This window comes from Geobacter sp. SVR, assembly GCF_016865365.1.
Classification (GTDB): Bacteria; Desulfobacterota; Desulfuromonadia; order Geobacterales; family Pseudopelobacteraceae; genus Pelotalea.
The window spans coordinates 1,250,872-1,269,185 of the sequence record NZ_AP024469.1; the positions used below are offsets into that span (position 1 = coordinate 1,250,872).

18 protein-coding genes are annotated in these 18,314 nt (G+C 58.6%); 9 read left to right on the forward strand and 9 right to left on the reverse strand.

Annotated features, from left to right (window positions below; genetic code table 11):
• Positions 1 to 20 precede the first annotated feature (20 nt).
• From GSVR_RS05750 to GSVR_RS05775, 6 genes are all read right to left on the reverse strand, one after another.
• Positions 21 to 1,211 carry an ABC transporter substrate-binding protein gene (locus GSVR_RS05750; RefSeq protein ID WP_173201346.1) on the reverse strand — a complete coding sequence of 397 codons (1,191 nt, stop codon included), beginning with the start codon at positions 1,209 to 1,211 and terminating at the stop codon, positions 21 to 23.
• 36 nt (positions 1,212 to 1,247) lie between these two features.
• Positions 1,248 to 1,532, reverse strand: coding sequence for a hypothetical protein (locus GSVR_RS05755; RefSeq protein WP_173201348.1), 285 nt, complete (start codon positions 1,530 to 1,532; stop codon positions 1,248 to 1,250).
• Positions 1,533 to 1,608: 76 nt separating this feature from the next.
• The gene (locus GSVR_RS05760; RefSeq protein WP_173201350.1) at positions 1,609 to 3,018 is read right to left on the reverse strand and encodes a hypothetical protein; all 1,410 of its coding nucleotides are present in this window, start codon (positions 3,016 to 3,018) and stop codon (positions 1,609 to 1,611) included.
• 53 nt (positions 3,019 to 3,071) lie between these two features.
• Positions 3,072 to 3,812 carry an amino acid ABC transporter ATP-binding protein gene (locus tag GSVR_RS05765; RefSeq protein ID WP_305040944.1) on the reverse strand — a complete coding sequence of 247 codons (741 nt, stop codon included), beginning with the start codon at positions 3,810 to 3,812 and terminating at the stop codon, positions 3,072 to 3,074.
• Positions 3,802 to 4,590, reverse strand: coding sequence for an amino acid ABC transporter permease (locus tag GSVR_RS05770; protein WP_173201352.1), 789 nt, complete (start codon positions 4,588 to 4,590; stop codon positions 3,802 to 3,804). The genes GSVR_RS05765 and GSVR_RS05770 overlap by 11 nt, the downstream gene beginning before the upstream one ends.
• A gap of 199 nt (positions 4,591 to 4,789) precedes the next feature.
• The gene (locus GSVR_RS05775; RefSeq protein ID WP_173201354.1) at positions 4,790 to 5,533 is read right to left on the reverse strand and encodes a basic amino acid ABC transporter substrate-binding protein; all 744 of its coding nucleotides are present in this window, start codon (positions 5,531 to 5,533) and stop codon (positions 4,790 to 4,792) included.
• Between the two features lie 197 nt (positions 5,534 to 5,730).
• Between GSVR_RS05775 and GSVR_RS05780 the strand changes: the two genes are divergently transcribed.
• From GSVR_RS05780 to GSVR_RS05805, 6 genes are all read left to right on the forward strand, one after another.
• Entirely contained in the window at positions 5,731 to 6,651 is a 921-nt protein-coding gene (locus GSVR_RS05780) for a DMT family transporter (RefSeq protein ID WP_173201356.1), read from the forward strand.
• Positions 6,652 to 6,757: 106 nt separating this feature from the next.
• The gene (locus GSVR_RS05785; RefSeq protein ID WP_173201358.1) at positions 6,758 to 8,263 is read left to right on the forward strand and encodes a VCBS repeat-containing protein; all 1,506 of its coding nucleotides are present in this window, start codon (positions 6,758 to 6,760) and stop codon (positions 8,261 to 8,263) included.
• Between the two features lie 115 nt (positions 8,264 to 8,378).
• Positions 8,379 to 9,179, forward strand: a complete 801-nt coding sequence (locus GSVR_RS05790; protein ID WP_203978807.1) for an amino acid ABC transporter substrate-binding protein — start codon at positions 8,379 to 8,381, stop codon at positions 9,177 to 9,179.
• 15 nt (positions 9,180 to 9,194) lie between these two features.
• Entirely contained in the window at positions 9,195 to 10,205 is a 1,011-nt protein-coding gene (locus GSVR_RS05795; RefSeq protein ID WP_173201362.1) for an amino acid ABC transporter permease, read from the forward strand.
• Positions 10,192 to 10,968 carry an amino acid ABC transporter ATP-binding protein gene (locus GSVR_RS05800; protein ID WP_173201364.1) on the forward strand — a complete coding sequence of 259 codons (777 nt, stop codon included), beginning with the start codon at positions 10,192 to 10,194 and terminating at the stop codon, positions 10,966 to 10,968. Before GSVR_RS05795 ends, GSVR_RS05800 begins: the two co-directional genes overlap by 14 nt.
• 262 nt (positions 10,969 to 11,230) lie before the next feature.
• Entirely contained in the window at positions 11,231 to 12,859 is a 1,629-nt protein-coding gene (locus GSVR_RS05805; protein WP_239077467.1) for a methyl-accepting chemotaxis protein, read from the forward strand.
• 201 nt (positions 12,860 to 13,060) lie between these two features.
• Here the strand turns inward: GSVR_RS05805 and ltaE are convergent, their stop codons facing one another.
• Genes ltaE through GSVR_RS05820 form a run of 3 tightly spaced genes read right to left on the reverse strand, consistent with a single transcriptional unit; the run spans position 13,061 to position 16,240 of the window.
• Positions 13,061 to 14,077 carry a low-specificity L-threonine aldolase gene (gene ltaE, locus GSVR_RS05810; RefSeq protein ID WP_173201366.1) on the reverse strand — a complete coding sequence of 339 codons (1,017 nt, stop codon included), beginning with the start codon at positions 14,075 to 14,077 and terminating at the stop codon, positions 13,061 to 13,063.
• Between the two features lie 55 nt (positions 14,078 to 14,132).
• On the reverse strand, positions 14,133 to 14,741 hold the full coding sequence (locus GSVR_RS05815) for a MarC family protein (RefSeq protein ID WP_173201368.1): 609 nt from the start codon (positions 14,739 to 14,741) through the stop codon (positions 14,133 to 14,135).
• Between the two features lie 50 nt (positions 14,742 to 14,791).
• The gene (locus GSVR_RS05820) at positions 14,792 to 16,240 is read right to left on the reverse strand and encodes a PLP-dependent aminotransferase family protein (protein ID WP_173201370.1); all 1,449 of its coding nucleotides are present in this window, start codon (positions 16,238 to 16,240) and stop codon (positions 14,792 to 14,794) included.
• Between the two features lie 176 nt (positions 16,241 to 16,416).
• On the opposite strand from GSVR_RS05820, the gene GSVR_RS05825 reads away from it, so the two are divergent.
• The 3 genes from GSVR_RS05825 to GSVR_RS05835 all read left to right on the forward strand — a co-directional run bounded on the left by GSVR_RS05825 (position 16,417) and on the right by GSVR_RS05835 (position 18,294).
• On the forward strand, positions 16,417 to 16,677 hold the full coding sequence (locus GSVR_RS05825; protein WP_173201372.1) for a DUF2917 domain-containing protein: 261 nt from the start codon (positions 16,417 to 16,419) through the stop codon (positions 16,675 to 16,677).
• 146 nt (positions 16,678 to 16,823) lie between these two features.
• A complete protein-coding gene (locus tag GSVR_RS05830; RefSeq protein ID WP_173201374.1) occupies positions 16,824 to 17,624 on the forward strand; it encodes an acetoacetate decarboxylase family protein in 801 nt (266 codons plus the stop codon).
• A gap of 34 nt (positions 17,625 to 17,658) precedes the next feature.
• Positions 17,659 to 18,294: a LysE/ArgO family amino acid transporter gene (locus GSVR_RS05835; protein ID WP_173201376.1), complete on the forward strand. Its 636-nt coding sequence runs from the start codon at positions 17,659 to 17,661 to the stop codon at positions 18,292 to 18,294.
• The last annotated feature ends 20 nt before the right edge of the window (positions 18,295 to 18,314 follow it).

Here is an 18,314-nt window from a genome sequence, read left to right on the forward strand (position 1 = left end):
AGAAATTGCAGTACCTTCGTTTAGTCCATCTTAACCGGAACTTTGGCTTTCAGGGTGAATTTGCCGTTCTTGACTTCCAGGAGGGCCAGCGGAGATTTGATCGGTTCGCGGTTGGCCTGCATGCTGATGGTGCCGGAAACGCCTTCAAACTTCTTGGTCTGGGCCAGGGCGTCCTTGAAAACCTTCGGGTCGAGGCTGTTGGCGCGCTTCATGGCGTCAGCCAGCAGCACGATTGCATCGTAGCCCTGGGCGTCGAAGAGACCCGGCTCAGCGCCGTTGAACTTCTTCTTGAAGGCCTCTACGAACTTGGCGGTAACGGGAGAAGCCTGCTCGGGGGAGAAGCCGAGAGCCGACATGGTGCCTTCAACAGCACTGCCGCCCAGTTCAACCAGTTTCGGAGAGAAGAGGCCGTCGCCGCCGAACATGTTGGCCTTGAGGCCCTGCTTGCGGGCTTCCTTCATGATCAGGGCGCCTTCGGTGTAGTAGCCGGAGAAGAAGATTACGTCAGGCTTCTTGGATTTGATGTTGGTGATCTGAGCGCTGAAATCCTTGTCGCCGTCTTTGACCTTCTCGTCAGCTACGATGGTGATGCCTTTGCCTTTGGCGGCATCGCGGAATGTCTGGGAAAGACCGACGCTGTAATCGTTGTTGTCGGAGGTGATGACAGCCACCTTCTTGTAGCCGAGATCCTTGGCGAAGAAGTCGATGCAAGCCGGAATGGCTACGCTGTCAAGCAGGGTATCGCGGAAAATGAAGTCGCCGTTTTCAACAACGCCGGGGCCGGTGGCGCCGGCCGACAGAAGGACAACCTGTGCCTTCTGGGCGATGGGAGCGGCAACTTTGGTGATGCCGGTGGTCGGATCGCCGACAATGGCGATTACGTTGTCGCGGCTGATCAGCTTCTGGGTTACCGAGGCGCCTTCCTGCTTGTCGCCGCGGTCATCGGCTTCGACGATCTCGATTTTCTTGCCGAGCACGCCGCCGGCTGCGTTCAGCTCTTCGGCAGCCATTTTCATCCCTTCCAGGGTGGGCTTGCCGAACATGGCCACGTCGCCGGTGAGAGCGCCGAGGAATCCGATTTTGATGGTGTCGCCGGCAGCAGCCTTGGGAGCTTCGGCCGGTTTGCTTTCTTCCTGCTTCTTGCACCCAGCGGTCACCGACAGGGACAATGCACCAGCCAGCAACAGAGCAGCGGTCTTCTTGAAGTTCATTGTAGCCTCCTGTTCAAATGGAATAACAGATGGAATTTACCTATTGCCCGCCTTTTCAAGATCATCCAGGGTTTTATGGGCGTCGTTCAGCTTCTGTTCCAGTTTCTTCAGCTCATCAGGAGAATAAACCCTGGTGCCTTTTCTGATCTCAGCATCGATCCTCTTGATCTTCTGCTGAATGGTGTCGACTTCGTTCAGGCACCCTTTGGCAGCAAGCAGACATTCGTCCTTCGCGTTTTTCGTTGTGGCGTCCTGGGCAAGGGCCATGGTGGCAGCGGACAATGCACAGGCGGTCAGTACGGCGGTCAGAACTCTTCTCATGTTTGCCTCTCCTTTCACTTTCCAGGTTAGGAGTCTTGAACAACGGGGGCGGTGTTGCCCCCGTCGTCCTCTCTAACTAGAAAGTATACTTGAAGATGAGCTTGAAGTCATAAGGATTGTCGGGCGTACCGTTGAGAGCGACATCTTTGTAGTAGTCGCCGAGGAAGACATAGGCAGCGCGGACGCTGGTGGTCAGGTTCTCGAGCAGCACGTAGTTGGCTTCGGCGTTGATCTCGGTGCCGAGGTAGTTGCTACTATTTTTGCTGCCGGTTTTCAGATTGTTCGGCTTATTGGCATTTTCTTTGGCAACAGCGGCAAAGCCAGCGTTAAAAGCGGTGCTCAGCTTGGAGTTGATGGGCAGGTCGTAACCGATATAGCCGCCGATCTGACCCTGGGCGTTATTGCCGGCAGTGGCGATGATCGAGTTGTCGGTGGTGTAGGCGTTCTTGTCGCGGCCCAGGATGGCCATCTCGTTGTCGTAGTAACCGTGTTCGGCGGTACCGACATTGTTGAATACGGAGTAGAAGGCGTTGCTGTGGCCGCTGGTGGTGTTGTTGTCACCCGAGACATAGAGGAACTCACTGCGGGCGGTACCGGGGCCGACCTTGTACTTGGCGCCGGCATTGAGTGCCCAGGCGGTGGTGGAACGCTTGTCAACCGTACCAGCCTGCAGGACGCCAAAGCCGTTCAGGGTCAACGGACCGCTGGTGTATTCAGCATTCAGGCCGAAGGTGGACAACTTGACATCCTGGCGGGAAATAGCGTTGACAAGATTGCTGTCAGTAGTATCCGAGTTGTTCCTGAAGAAGTAGTAGGCAGCACCGACTTTCAGGTCCTTGCTGACTTCATATTTCGCATCGAGAACGAACAGGTCATTGGTCAGATGACCCAGCACCCTGTCCTGAGAGACGCCGGTGTCGTTGAAACGGAAGTAGCCGATGGTGGGGGTGAGGTTGCCGTAGCGGGTGGTGGAGATCAGGGCGCCGGCCATGTCGGCGTCAAACAGCACGCCTTTGAACGAGTCGTTGTAGGGCTGCATGCCCAGTTTCATATTGACGTTCTTGAACGGGTTGGCATCCAGGTAGATATTTTTGGTCTCGATGTTGATGGTATCGGCCCCGACGGCGCCGCCCTGATTGCGGCCAGTGGCATAGGAGCTGTTACCCCAGTAGGTATAGTCCAGCTCGAAAGCAGTGACCAGCTTCAGGTCAGCGTTGGCCTTGGCAGTATACTGCAGACGGGCGCGCTGCTCGATGAAGTTGGCCGAGTAGACTTTTTTGGGCTTGCCGTCGGGCATGTACTGTGTGTCACCGCCGTATTTTGCGCCATCGGTGAAACTGGTGGTGCTGGTGCCGTTGAAGTTCGAGTTGATGTACCGTGCGCTGAACAGGCCGTGGAACTCATTCTCCAGAGCCAGGGCCGGTGTGGTTGCGGCAGCGGTCACTCCAAGCGTGACGAGCGCGGCCAAAATATTGCCTTTCTTCATTGTTGCTTCCTCCTTGTGGTGGTATTGCATATCTCCCAAAGGGAGAATCAAAATCACAATATCTGGCTCAGGAACAACTTGGCCCGTTCATGGGTGGGGCAGGTGAAGAAATGTTCCGGCGTCCCTTCCTCCACGATCCGCCCGTGATCCATGAAGATCACCCGATCGGCGACTTCACGGGCAAAGCCCATCTCGTGGGTGACGACCACCATGGTCATGCCTTCGCGGGCCAGTGTCTTCATTACATCCAGCACCTCGCCGATCATTTCGGGATCCAGGGCAGAGGTGGGTTCGTCGAACAGGATCGCCTTGGGATTCATGGCCAGCGAGCGGGCAATGGCCACACGCTGCTGTTGCCCCCCGGAAAGCTTGGCCGGATATGCAGCAGCCTTTTCGGCGATGTTGACCTTGCGCAGCAGCTCCATGGCGATCTCTTCCGCTTCTTTCCTGTTTCTCTTGCGGACCACGATCTGGGCCAGGGTCAGGTTTTCCAGTACGGTTTTGTGCGGGAAGAGATTGAAGCTTTGAAAGACCATTCCCACTTCTTCCCGCACTTTGCTGATGTCCACGTTCGGATCGCTCAGATCCATGCCGTGCACGACGATCTTACCGCGGTCGATGGTTTCCAGGCGGTTGATGGAGCGCAGGATGGTACTCTTGCCGGAGCCGCTGGGCCCGATGATAACGACCTTTTCGCCATCCTGTACGTTGAAGGAAACGTCGTTCAGAGCCTGAAAGGCGCCATAGAACTTGGAGACCCCGCTGACTTCGATCATAGGGCGGTTATCTGCCATCACTCAAACGCTCCTCCATGATACCGATCAACTTGGAAAAGAACAGGGTCAGCACCAGGTAGATCAAAGCGATAACAGTATAGGTCTCGAAGTAGCTGAAGCTTTCCGAGGCGAATTCGCGGCCCCGGCGCAGCAGGTCGGCCACGGCGATGATCGACACCAGCGACGAGTCCTTGAGCAGCGCGATGAATTCATTGCCGATGGGGGGCAGCACCACCTTGAAGGCCTGGGGGAGAATGACCTGGCGCATGGCTTGTCCGCGGCTCATGCCAAGGGAGAGAGCGGCTTCCATCTGGCCCTTGGGAATTGACTGGATGCCAGCGCGGAAAATTTCTCCCATGTAGGCGCCATAACAGACCGCCATGGCGATGATGGCGCTGAAGATATCGGGGATCTTCACGAAACGCCCGAGTGCGTAGTAGATATAAAAGATCTGGACCAGCAGCGGAATGCCGCGGATGACCTCCACATACAGGGAGGCGGTGCCGTTGATGAAGCGGTTGGTGGAGATCCTGCCCAATCCGGTCACCAGGCCGATCACAATGGCCAGCAGAATGGCACCCACCGTGACCTTGAAGGTTACCAGAATGCCATCAGGTACAAATTTGAATATCGCCAGGTAGGGGTCGGGTTTGGTCAGGGCAAGGTAAAAACTGGTGAGGATAGCACCACAGAAGGCGATACGCCAAGCGGTGAAAAGACCGGCGTCGCTTTTGTGGGGGATGGCTGCGCCATCGCCGACATCTATCGGCTTATGTTGAGGGGTCTCTTGTGCCATAAACGGACTATCTTGAGTGGGGCTCAATTCCCCTGGTTTGAATGTGGTTGTGTGGTCAGCACCGCTGATGCCTGCGCCTGTACGAAAGGTGCCGCGTTTTTATAAAGCACCGCCCGGTACACGAGCGTGCTGCACAGGCAGCGACGCTGGTGCCCAGGCTTCAGGGTGCTTCGGCATTAAGAAGGTACGGAAACGGGTTCTACTTTACCCATTTGTTGTGAATCTGAACGTCCAGTTTCTTTTTCTTCACTGCGGCGATACCTTTGTTCAGGAGGGCGACCAAGTCTTTGTTGCCCTTCTTTACCACGATGCCATAAGCTTCTTTGGTGAAGGACTTGCCTACGATCTTGAATTTTTCCTTGTATTCGCTCTTCTGCAGTGCGAAATGGGCGGCAACAGGCTCATCACACACGACGCCGGAGATGCGGCCGGCAGCCATGTCTTCAAAGGCCAGACCAATTTCATCGTAGGTCTTCAGCTCGACTCCGGCGACCTTCTTGACTTCCATGGCGCCGGTAGTTCCGATCTGAGCGCCGATTTTCTTGCCTTTCAGGTCGGCGATCGTTTTGGAGGTTTTATCGGTCTTGGGAACAACCAGGATCTGGCCGATGCTGGTGTAGGCATCGGTGAAGTCGTACTTGGCCTTGCGCTCATCGGTGATGGTCACGGAAGAGATGATGGCGTCGTACTGCCCGGCGTCGACGCCGGCAAAGATGCCGTCCCATGCGGTATTCTTGAATTCGACCGTAATGCCGGCCTCCTTGGCAACCGCATTCATGAAGTCGATGTCGTACCCCACGATCTTCTTGTTGGCATCTACCATCTCCATCGGCGGCCAGGTGGCGTCGGTGGCTACTTTGATCGTTTTGGGGGCTGCGAGTGCGGGGAGGGTCATGGTGGCAACCATGGCGGCGATAGCCGCTGCAATACGAAGAATTCTCATGGACATCTCCTTTTCTGAGATTGAGTATACAAATGGTTAGACCGACTTGAACTTTTATGAAATAACTACCATGGTTGTCAACTAAAAATTATTAAGTTTAAAATAATGTTTGTCTTGACCAAAGATTTTGCTTGCGCTCCGGTCACCGCTTCGTCTATGTGAAATCCTCCCTCACTACTTGCAAAGAGAATTGTTCGATGACCTTCAACCGATTCAAGGCTGCCGTGCTGCTGCTGACCACCACTTTTTTCTGGGGTGTGACCTTTACCATCGTCAAGCAGGCGATTGAAAGCGTCGATGTATTCGTATTTTTGGCCCAACGTTTCATGTTGGCCTTCATGTTCATCCTGCCGGTCTGTTTCTTCAAAGGGGGACGCCTGGACGGTGCCACCATTCGGCAGGGCTGCATCATGGGGATCTTCCTGTTCGGTGCCTATGCTTTCCAGACCGTGGCGCTGCTCTATACCAGCGCCTCCAACACCGGCTTTTTGACCGGGCTCAATGTCGTGATGGTGCCGGTAATCGCCTCGTTCACGCTGCGTCACCGCATTCCCGGCACGATCAAACTGGCCGTAGTACTTTCGGTGTGCGGCCTGTTCCTGCTATGCGGCAATGGCTCCTGGCGCTTCAACGGCGGCGATATTCTGGCCGCCATCTGTGCCGTATGCGTCTCCCTGCACCTGATCTATACCGGCGAATTCACCCGCACCAGCGACTACTTCTGGCTGACCGCAGTGCAGCTCGGCATGGTGGCGCTCCTGAGCGTCGCGGTCGCATTGGGTCGCGGCAAACAGGTCTTTGTCTGGTATCCCCATCTGCTGACGACGCTTCTGGTCTGTTCCCTGATAGCCACGGTATTCGCCTTCCTGGTGCAGACATCGATGCAGCGCTTCATAAGCCACACCAATACGGCTCTGATTTTCTGCACCGAGCCGGTTTTTGCCGCAGCATATGCCTGGCTGGCCATCGATGAGCGGCTGGGCCTGTTTGGACTGCTGGGGGCACTTCTGATAATGGTCGGTATGCTGCTTTCCATACTCCCTGCCGCCCGGGAAACAGCGGCCGCGGAGGAGCCTCTGGACGTTGCCGAACTCGAGGAATACCGGATCGGCGAGTGACCCGGCCGGAACTCCCACTTCCCGTTTGCGTTTTGAAAAATATCGTATAGGATGATCGCGTTTTTGCTGCGGTCCGTACAGGCCGGCAGCCATTGGAGGAGGGATCATGAAAACATGTCTGATTGCGGCCCTATTCGTTGTGTCGGTTCTTATACCCGGTATGGCATGCAGTGCGCCGGTTGCACTTCATGCGGTGGAATTCGCTACCGACCAGGCCGCGCCGGGAGCGCCCCGGGGCGCGTCATTGCGGGATTTGCTGGTTTCCCGGCTCAACCGGGACATGGTGCATGTCGTGGAGAACCAGCAGCAGGCCAGCATGATCATGAGCGGCAGCTACAGTTCATTCGGCAGGATGTTCAGTTGGGACGTCATGCTCACCAACAGGAAAACCGGTACCGTGACAGCCGTTTTCGAGCAGGGGGAGGGGAGCGACGATATCATTCCGGCCGCTGGCAGGCTGGCGCGCAAGATCGACAAGGAGATCGCCCTGATCTCTACGGCGCCGTCTCCGGTTCCCGCCGCCCCTGTTTCGAATGCCGGCGCGGTGATGCCGGCCCCGGTCACACCGCAGACCGTACCGGTGAGCGTCATCGCTGCGAAACCGGCTCCGGAAAGCTACATCATCAAGGCTCCTGACACAGGCGATATCGATGGAAACACCCGCACCATCGAAGGGGTTTTCCGCAGCATGGCCCTGGGACGGAAACTCCCCTCCGGCGAACGGGAACTGTTCGTCGCCGGAGAACGCGTTATTCGTTTCTACCATCTGGGCACTGAACTCAAGCTGATCGCCGAGGAGACCGTTCCGGTGTCGGCCGGCATCCTCTCCATCGATTCCGCCGACCTGGATCGTGACGGGGTCACGGAACTGTATGCGACCGTTATCGACCGCGATACGGTCAGTTCGCGGGTGTACCGGGTGGAGGGGCAGTCGTTGAAGCTGGTGGAAGGCAATCTGCCCTGGTTTTTCCGGGGGACCGGCAGCGATGTGTCCGACCGGACCATTTACACTCAGGAGGTGGGAGTGCGCGGGGAACTCGCTGCCGAAGTGAAGGAACTCGTGCTCAAAGGACAGCGCTTCGAGACGCGCAGCAGCGTAATGCTGCCCCGGAACGGGACGGTTTTCAATTTTCAGCGCATCAGCGGCCCCAAAGGGGGAAATTTCCTCATTGCCCTGGATGACAGCGGCTATCTGGTGGTGACCGACGCGAACGGGGAAGAGATCTGGAAAAGCGCAGACAAGTTCGGCGGGTCTGAAACGCACTTCAAGGACAGAAAGTATTCGGCTCCCCGGGCAAGCCGGGACCTCGACCGCTGGGTTTTTCTGGAGCAGCGTTTGACGCTTCTGCCTGACGGTACGTTGATGGTGCCGCGCAATGACGGGACCCTGAGCATCGGCAACAACCGCAATTTCAACCGGCATGCCATGTTCGCCTTCCGCTGGAACGGAGCCGTGCTGCGCGAGGTATGGCATACCGCCGAAACCCCTGGATACTTGGCCGATTATGCCTACGACGCCTCCTCAAAAGAGCTTGTTGCACTGGAGGTGGTCAAGAAAGAGGGACTCTTCAGTAAAGGGAGAACGGTGGTCACCACCAACAGGATCGAGTAGCGCGGCGGCAGGTTGCCTCGAACGTTTGCGTTCGATACATGCAGGTTGACGGGAAAGCTTCAATTTGCTAGAAACAAATCTTTTTTGTGCAAATAAAAATCTGGAGGAGATGAGTATGATTCGAAAGTCGCTTCTGCTGGTCGCTGCAGCCGGTCTCGCACTGTGCCTTTCCGTTGCCGGAGCCTTTGCCGCAGACGGTTCCTGGGACAAGGTCAAGAAGGATGGCAAACTGGTCATCGGCCTCGATGACGCTTTTCCCCCGATGGGTTACCGCCAGGCTGACGGCAAGCTGGTCGGCTTCGACGTGGATGCTGCCGAAGAGGTGGGCAAGCGACTGGGCATCAAGATCGAGTGGCAGCCGACCGCCTGGGACGGTGTGATCCACTCCCTGAACGCCAAGAAGTTCGACTGCATCTGGAATGGCATGACCATCACCGACGAGCGCGCCAAGCAGGTGGCCTTCACCAAGCCGTACATCATGGACGGCCAGATCGCCATCGTCAACTTCAAGGAAAAGCGCTTCAAGGGGCTTAACGACCTGAAGAACTACAAGGCCGGCACCCAGAAGGGTTCCTCGGGTGTCGAGGCGGTCAAGAAATTGGCCACCGCTCCGAGCGAGCTGAAAGAGTACGAAGACTATCCCAAAGCACTGCTTGACCTGGAAGCCGGCCGCATCGACGTTGTGGTTGTGGACAATGTAACCGGCCGCGACATGATCGCCAAGCGCCCCGGCAAATTCAAGATCCTGCCCGGCATGATCAGCAAGGAGCCCTTCGGCATCGCCTTCCGCAAGGATGACGCCGACCTGCGCGGCAAGGTACAGCAGACCCTGGACAAGATGGTCAAGGATGGCACCATGGCCAAGATCTCCCGCAAGTGGTTCGCTGAAGATATCACCAACCCCAAGAAATTCTAGTTAGTGAAGGTTTCGATGAAATATCTGTTCAGCAGGGCCGCACTGGCCCTGCTTTTTTTATGGATGCTGACCGGCGCTTGTTTCGGTGCGGTCGATTACGACCGGCTCTTCCGCCAGTCCAGCGACATGATGGCCCAAGGTGACCTGGAAGGTGCCCTGAGTCTGCTGGCACAGGTGCCTTCCCCGTCGCCCGGTGAAGATGCCAGCGCCTTCGTTTCCAGCCGCATGCAGGCCGCCCGGATACACGCCTCCCAGAACGAAAACGAGAAGGCTCTGGCCGCCTGCCGGGAAGTGCTGAAGCTGTTCCCCGACAACAGCGAGGCCCGCAATTTCAACGCAGCCCTGGAAAAACAGCTCAAGCCCCGTTGGCACACCGTCCTGTCCGATGTCATGCGCTTTCTGCCCGCCCTGCTCAAGGGGGCCGGCATGACTCTGCTGCTGGTGCTCTGCACCATGCTGGTTTCGCCGCTGGGTGGGCTGTTGATCGCCCTGGGGCGCATCAGCACCATTCGGCCCCTCTCTGTCCTCTGCTGGTTCGTGATCTGGTTCTTCCGCGGCACGCCGCTGCTGCTGCAGTTGTTCTTCATCTACTATGGCCTGCCGGCCTTCGGCATCACGCTGGCGCCGCTGACGGCGGCGGTTATCGGACTGGGACTCAACTACTCCGCCTATCTGGGCGAGATCATCCGCGGCGCGATCCAGAGCATCGACCACGGCCAGATGGAAGCGGCCAAGGCCATCGGCATGAGTTACCGCCAGGCCATGCGGCGGGTCATCATCCCCCAGACCTACAAGCGGCTGATGCCCCCCATCGGTAACGAATTCATCGCCCTGATCAAGGACACCGCACTGGTTTCGACCATTGCCATGGTGGAGCTGATGCGCTCGGCGGACCAATTGTTCAATACCTACTTCAACATTACGGCCCTGGCCCTGGCAGCGGTGATCTACCTGCTGTTGACCAGTGTCTTTACCTTTGTTTTTGAAAAGATCGAATACAGGGCTGGCATCTATGAACACCGCTAGAGATCCGCTGATCAGGCTGCAGGGAATCACCAAACGCTTCAAGAGCCTGACCGCCGTCAACAACGTTGACCTGGAGGTCTATCCCGGGGAAAAACTGGTCATCATCGGTCCCTCCGGATCGGGCAAGTCAACCCTGCTGCGCTCCATCAACCTGCTGGAGGAAATCGACGAGGGTAGCATCCGCTTCGAAGGGCGCGAGGTCGGTTATGTTTCCCGCCACGGCCGCCGGCACCTGGACCGTCCCCAGGCGATCTGCGCCCTGCGGGCCGAGATCGGGATGGTCTTCCAGCACTTCCACCTCTTTCCCCACATGACCGTTTTGGGCAATGTCATGGAAGGACCGCTGACCGTGCAGAAAAAAACGGCCGATGAGGCCCGGCAGACGGCAGAGGCCATGCTGGTCAAGGTTGGCTTGTCGGACAAGCGCGACGTTTTTCCCGCCACCCTGTCAGGCGGCCAGAAACAGCGCGTCGCCATTGCCCGCGCACTGGCCATGCGTCCCAAAATGATGCTGTTCGACGAGCCGACCTCGGCTCTGGACCCGGAACTGGTGGGGGAGGTATTCGACACCATCCACGCCCTGGCGGACGAGGGCATGACCATGATCATCGTAACCCATCACATGGGGTTTGCCCGCGAACTGGCCGACCGGGTGATTTTCATGGAATCCGGCAGATTTCTGGCCCAGGGCTCGCCTCAGGAGTTCTTCAGCGCCGGGCAGGACAGCGAGCGGATCAGGACTTTTCTCAATCGGCTGTTGTAGTGGCGACGAGTGATTGACCCATGGCATTCGGCCATGGAGCGGTTTCGAAACCGGAAGACATGCGAGATGTCTTCCGGTTTTTTTGTGTGCAGGAACCTGATAGCGTTTCTCATTATAGTACGCCCTCCGTACCGCTTGACTACCGGCGGCCGGTGCGCTACCGTGCTGCGACCGCAACAGACACACCACACATGGCAGAAGGCGGGACAACGGCGACTCGGCCAGACTGGACATGAAAACAGCGATGCAAAGGGGATGAAAAATGTTTAAAAGCAGGTCACTCGGCATGCGCCTCGGCATTGGGTTCGGCATGGTACTCGCTCTCTTGCTGGCAGCGAATCTGTATGCACTGAGCCGGATGAACAATCTGGCGGAGATAACCGCCACGCTGTACAACCATCCCTTCACTGTCAACGATCAGTTGGGAGTCGCCCAAAGCTGCATTCTGAAGATGCAGCGCAGCATGAAGGATGTCGCCTTGGCCAAGAATCCGGGCGAGGTGGAGAAAGCGGCGGGCTTGGCCGAGAAATACGAGGCCGACGCCCTCAAGGCATTGGACAAGGTCAAGGAGCGCTACCTCGGCGACAAAAAGATGGTGGAGCAGGTGGCAGTACTGCTGGCCGAATGGAAACCGGTCAGGAATGAGGTCATCTCTCTGATGCAGGCGGGGCGTTATGAACAGGCGGCAGAGGTCACCAAGGAAAAGGGAGCGGCCAAGGTCGGCGCCATCCAGGGGGCAATCGATGCCCTGAGCGACACGGTTTCGGCGCGGGCCGTCGCATTCATGGAAGATGCACGGACCGTTAAAAAACATACCCTGACGGTCATGTTATGCATCACGCTTCTCGCCCTCCTGGCAGGAAGCGCCTTTGCCTTCATCATTACCCGCGGTATCCTCGGCCAGGTTGGCGGCGAACCGGAACATATCGCGGAAATTGCCGAAAGAATCGCCGTTGGCGACCTGACGGTCCGTTTTCAGGATGGTGCCACGGCAGAAACCGGCGTGTATGCCTCCATGAGGAAGATGGTCGTGTATCTGCGGGACATCACCACCCAACTGGGCGACATATCGGCCGGCATTGCCGCGGCCTCCCAGCAGCTCCATTCGACCGCAGCCCAGATCGCCACCGGCGCCGAGGAGGTGGCGGCTCAGACCAATACCGTCGCCACTGCCAGCGAAGAGATGTCGGCCACCTCCAGCGACATAGCCCGCAATTGCACCATGGCTGCTGAGGCCTCTCAGAAGTCCACCGACGCTGCCACCGCCGGAGCCAGGGTGGTCCAGGAAACCATTTCCGGAATGGGGGTGATTGCCGACCGGGTACGCCAGACCTCCCGGACGGTTGAGGCGCTCGGTTCGCGCTCCGAGCAGATCGGCGCCATTGTCGGCACCATCGAGGATATCGCCGACCAGACCAACCTGCTCGCTCTGAATGCAGCCATCGAGGCTGCCCGTGCCGGCGAGCAGGGGCGTGGGTTCGCGGTGGTTGCCGACGAGGTCAGGGCTTTGGCCGAACGAACAACCAAGGCTACTCAGGAGATCGGCGAGATGATCAAGGCGATCCAGAGCGAGACCAGGGCCGCTGTCAGGGCAATGGATGAGGGGGTTCAGGAGGTGGAGAAAGGGGCTCTTTCGTCGCAGAAATCGGGCCAGGCCCTGGAGGAAATTCTCGATCGGATCAGCGAAGTCTCGCTGCAGGTGAGCCAGATTGCCACGGCGGCGGAGCAGCAGACCGCCACGACCGGGGAGGTGACCGGCAATATCCAGCAGGTCACCGAGGTGGTGCATCAGACTGCCCGCGGAGCCGATGAAACGGCCGGTGCGGCCGCTCAACTGGCGGATCAGGCCCAAAGCCTGCAGAACCTCGTCAGCCGCTTCAGACTGTCATAGGAAAAATTACGGCGCTCCTGCCGGTATACAGGAGCGCCATTTTTCACGGCAAGGCCGTCCGGTAGCAGCTTGTCGCACCGGAAGACATTTGCTCTTCCGGAAGGTTTCTGCCGGATCCTTGTCATGTACTTCCGGTTTCACTCCGATTGTCCAAGGTTTTTCGACTAGCCTCCCCGCGGTTTTGCAATGATACCCTTCCGGCTACTTGCCCGCGAAAAACTCGCCGAAGGCAGCGATCACGGTATCGATATCTCCGGACGTGATATCCAGATGGGTCACCAGCCGCAGATTTTCCTGCCCGAAGATCATTATCCCGCGCTGTTTCAAAAAGTCGCTCAGCTCCCCGCCGCGACCGCCTACCCCGACGAACACCATATTCGTCTGCACCGAGGCGGGGTCCACGGTGAGCCCCTTCAATTCTGCCAGCCCCAGGGCCAGTCTGCGCGCATTCTCGTGATCGTCGGCCAGCCGGTCCACATGGCCGGAAAGGGCCACGATCCCCGCTGCCGCCAGCAGTCCGGCCTGGCGCATGCCGCCGCCAAGCACCTTGCGCCAGCGGTGGGCCTTCTCGATCAGTACGCGGGTGCCGCACAGCAGCGAACCGACCGGTGCTCCCAGCCCTTTGGAGAGGCAGACGGAAACGGAATCGAAATGCCGGGAAATTTCCCGGACTGGCACACCCTGTTTGACCGCGGCATTGAAAATGCGGGCGCCGTCCAGATGGATGGCAAGGTTGCGCTCCAGGGCAAACGCGTGTGCCCGTGCCAGGTAGTCCAGCGGCAGCACCTTGCCTGCCACGGTATTTTCCAGGCAGAGCAGGCGCGTACGGGCAAAATGGTGATCGGCCGGTTTGATGGCACGGGCCACCCGTGCCAGGTCCAGTGTGCCGTCCTGTTCAAATTCGAGGGGTTGCGGCTGGATGCTGCCGAGAACGGCCGCTCCGCCCCCTTCATAGCGGTAGCAATGGGCATCCTGGCCGACGATGTACTCATCCCCCCGTTCGCAGTGGCTCATCAGGGCCAGAAGATTGGACTGGGTCCCGCTGGCCACGAACAGCGCCGCTTCCGTGCCGAGCAGTTCCGCTGCCATTGCCTCCAGCCGGTTCACCGTCGGGTCCTCTCCGTACACATCATCGCCAACCTCGGCCTCGGCCATGGCCATGCGCATGCTCCGGGTCGGCTGTGTTACCGTATCACTTCTGAGGTCGATCACTTTCATCCACATGTCCTTTTCGCTTTTGTCATTCGTTCCGGCATTGGCTCCGGAATCAGAGTCACTTGATCATCAGGAAGTTTTTTACCCCCGTAAAGACGATCTGGGCAGCCAGGGCCGCCACGAACAGTCCGGTCAGTTTGCTGAGGATGGTGATGCCTTTCTTGCCGATCAGGTGCTCGATGGAAGCGGCCGAAAACAGCAGCACGCCCACGCAGACCACTGCCGTGGCCAAGGCGGCGCAGCCGACAAAGATCTGCCAGGTTTGCTGAATCTCGGCCCCCATGACCAGCAGTGCGCCGGTAGTACCCGGCCCGACGGTGACCGGGATGGCGAGCGGCACCACCGAGATTGCTTCACGACGCTCACTGGTGGGGGGGGAATCGTCGCCATGTACCATGTGCACGGCAGAGAGGAAAAGCAGACAGCCGGCCCCGATCCTGAACGAGTCCAGGGTCACGCCGAACAGGGAGAACAGGGTGTTGCCGAAGAAATACAGGGTAAAGCAGGCCACCAGCACGGCAACGGTCACCCGCAGGGCCAGGGTGCGCCGCTCGCTGGAGGTATTGTGCTGCGTCATGGCCAGGAAGGCCGAGAGCACGAAAAAAGGAGTGAGCAGGAAAAAGAATTTGATCCAGATGTGGAAGAAAAAATCGCCGTAGATGTCCATGAGATCTGTGCCTTTGAATTATTAATCGTACAGGGGGAAGGTATGCCCCTTCACAACAGTCCTTGCGCCAACGTTCCCAGCGTCTTGATACCCTGCTCTATCCGCTCGTCCCACAGGGATGACGAAAGCCGGATATGATTGGGGTATTTGCCGGTCAGGGAAAAGAGCGGCCCCGGTGCGATGCTGATGCCATGGCCCAGCGCCCGGTGGTACAGCTTGATGGCATCGCACCCTTCCGGCATCTCGACCCACAGCATGAAGCCCCCCGACGGCCGCGTCATGCGCGTTCCAGCCGGGAAATAGCGCGCCACGGCATCGGCCATCCGGGAAATATTGCCGGCGTAGATGCGCCGGACCGTCCTCAGGTGGTGATCATAGCCGCCGGTGGCCAGAAATTCGGCCAGGGCCAGTTGCGGGGGAGACGAAGTGGCGAGGTTCATCATCATCTTGAGTCGTTCCATCTCCGGCTGAAAACGGCCGGCAACGGCCCAGCCCACTCGGTAGCCCGGAGCCAGGGTTTTTGAGATGGAGGTGCAGTAGATGACCAGCTCCCTGCGATCGAATGACTTGGCCGCCACCGGCCGCTCCTTGCCGAAGACCAGATCACCGTAGATGTCGTCCTCGATCAGGGGAATTTCATGGGTTGCCAGAAGCTCCACCAGTTCGCGTTTGCGCTCGGCCGGCATCAGGCTTCCCAGGGGGTTGCTGAAATTGGGGACGATCAGGCAGGCTTTGATCCGGTTCTGGCTTATGACGTAGCGCAGGGCCTCGATACTGATGCCCTCGCGGGGAGTGGCCGGCACCTCCAGCGCCTTCAATCCCAGTTCGGCGATCAGCTGCAGAAAATTGAAATAAAAGGGGGATTCCACCGCAATGGTGTCTCCGGGCTGGCAGGTGGCGCGCAGGGCCAGTAGCACCGCTTCCACGCATCCCGAGGTGACGAATATCTCGTCCGGCCGGGCGCTGATTCCCGCCATCAGAGAACGCTGGGCAATCTGGACCCGTAACCGCTCCGACCCGCGCGGGGGCTGGTACGATATGCTCTGGTCGGGAAACCGCCGCGATTCGCTCGCCAGCAGACGGTTCAGCTTGTCGACAGGCAGGTGCTGCGGGTGCGGAACCGCGCTTCCCAAGGGCAGCAGGTCCCGGTTCATCCTGCTCTTGATCACCTCCTGGCACAGGTCGCTGATGGTCGCGGTCACCGAGGCCGGTTCAATCGGGTGGCGGTGCGGCAGTTCCGGTTCGCTGATCTCCGGCGCCCGGGCACGCACATAGTACCCGGACTGGGGACGGGCCTCGATTAGGCGGCGATCCTCCAGCAGGGCGTAGGCCTGCATGACCGTGTTGATGCTGACCTCGAACCTGCGGCTCAACTGCCTGATGGAGGGCACCCGGTCGCCGACCCGGAAGGTGCCTTGCTCGATCAGTGCCGAAATCTCTACTGCCACCTGTTCATAGAGTGGCGCCATGCAGTCCGTATTGTCCGATACGTTGATCATGTCCGGAGGATACCCGACCGTACTCCTGTGGAACAAGGTACAGTTGTCTCTGTTTTTGATGGTTACAATTTGGAAATTGATAAACTGTTATGGTAACAAATCAAATAAGCTGTATCTGTTTTTCTGGCTTTACGCAAGTATAATTTAATCGAATCATAGAACAAGGAGGCTCCGTCATGGAATTTTGTCTCGGGTCGGGTGAATTGGTTCGTCTCGAAGGGGGGAAAGCGGGTCTGGTGCTGCGTTGTACGGCAGGCGCTGTGTGGCTGACAAAAGGGGACGGTATCGACTATCTGATCCCGGCCGGCCGGCGCATGTCGCTTGCCAGAGGGGAAAGCGCCCTGGTTGAAGCGCTCGAAGCTGCCGAACTCCGGTTGGGTGAGTCCGCATCGGCCGGAGACGCAGTGAAGCGTGTCATCGCCCTGGCTGCCTGCTGACCTGCGGCCGGTGTTTTTTCCTTCGGGAAGTGTACTCATCCGGAGTACATGCCCGCAGAGTTCGCATTAAAGCTTGCCGAATCCAGGGGAAACCACTACATAAGACAGTACTGCATTGAATTCGTCTGTACTGAGAGGTGGGCACAATGCTCAACGGTTACACCCTTCCGCTTACACCGCGCGGTACCTCCAGCCTTGCGCCCAGACCACCCTGGCACTATGTCGGAAACTGCCTGGCCGTTGAATATGAAGCTTCTCCGGAGGCGGTGCGGTCATTCCTGCCGGCGGGACTCGACTATCATTCGCCCCGCTGCGCCGTTTATTTCGTGGAGTGGCAGTATGCCAGCGAAGAGGGGGAGGAGTACCTGGACCCGGTCCGGAGCCAGTATCGTGAGACGATCTTCCTGATATCCGCCAGCTTCGAAGGGAGTGAATGCGCCTACTGCCCTTTCATCTGGGTCGACCAGGATGTTTCCCTGATGCGCGGACTGGCCCAGGGCTGGCCCAAGCAGATCGGTTCGACCTGGATTTCCCGCTCCTATGACCTGCCGTCCAAGGCGGCGCCCGTAACCGGCCCCGGCGGAAGATTCGGCGCCACCCTGGCGGTCAAGGATCGCCGTCTGGCGGAAGCGGTGGTCACACTGCGGGAAGAGACCACGCAGCTCCCTTCTCCAAACTTTGCCAAGGCCGTCAACACGCGCCATTTTCCCGAGTTGGCGGCAGGACTCCACGACCGGCCTGCGGTCCACGAGCTGGTGCAGCTCAAATCCCGCGACGTCCGCATCTCCCCGATCTGGAAGGGGGAGGCTGACCTGCGGATCTTCGATCATCCCTACCTGGAGCTTCCCGACCTGGCGCCGACCGTTGTCAATGGCGGATACCGCTTTTCGTGCGCATTGACGGTCGACGACCTGCTCTTCCTGCGCAACCTCAAGGATGAAGCGTGAAATATCCTGAGGAGTATGCAGGGGGTACCATCCGTTGAATCAGAGTGCTTTCAATCCCCTGTTCAGCGGTTTCGGGCTCGGTGCGAGCCTGATCATCGCCATCGGCAGTCAGAATGCTTTTGTGCTCAGGCAAGGGCTGAAGCGGGAATTCGTCTTTACCGTCTGCACCGTCTGCTTTCTCTGCGATGCCATCCTGATCGCCCTTGGCGCGGGTGGCTTCGGCGCGCTGGTAGCATCTTCCCCCCTGCTGCTGGATCTGGCCTGCTGGAGCGGGGCTGCTTTTCTGGTACTGTACGGCGTGCGCTCCTTCCATGCGGCGCTCAACCCCGGCGTGCTGGCGGCCGCAGACGACGGCTCTCCGCTGAATGCCCTGCTGAAAGTGGTTCTGACCACCCTGGCCCTGACCCTGCTGAACCCGCACGTATACCTGGATACGGTGCTGCTGCTCGGCAGCCTGGCTGCCCAATACCCTGGCCAGGCCCGGATGCTGTTCGCTGTCGGGGCCATGGCTGCTTCATTCGTCTGGTTTTTCGGACTGGGGTACGGCGCGCGGATCATCGAACCGCTCTTCCGCAGACCGGCGGCCTGGCGCATCCTCGACGTGCTGGTCGGCTGCACCATGTGGTTCATTGCCGGCAATCTGGTATGGTCCCGGTTCACAGCCGGGTAGTTTCACAGGCCTTTTAAGGA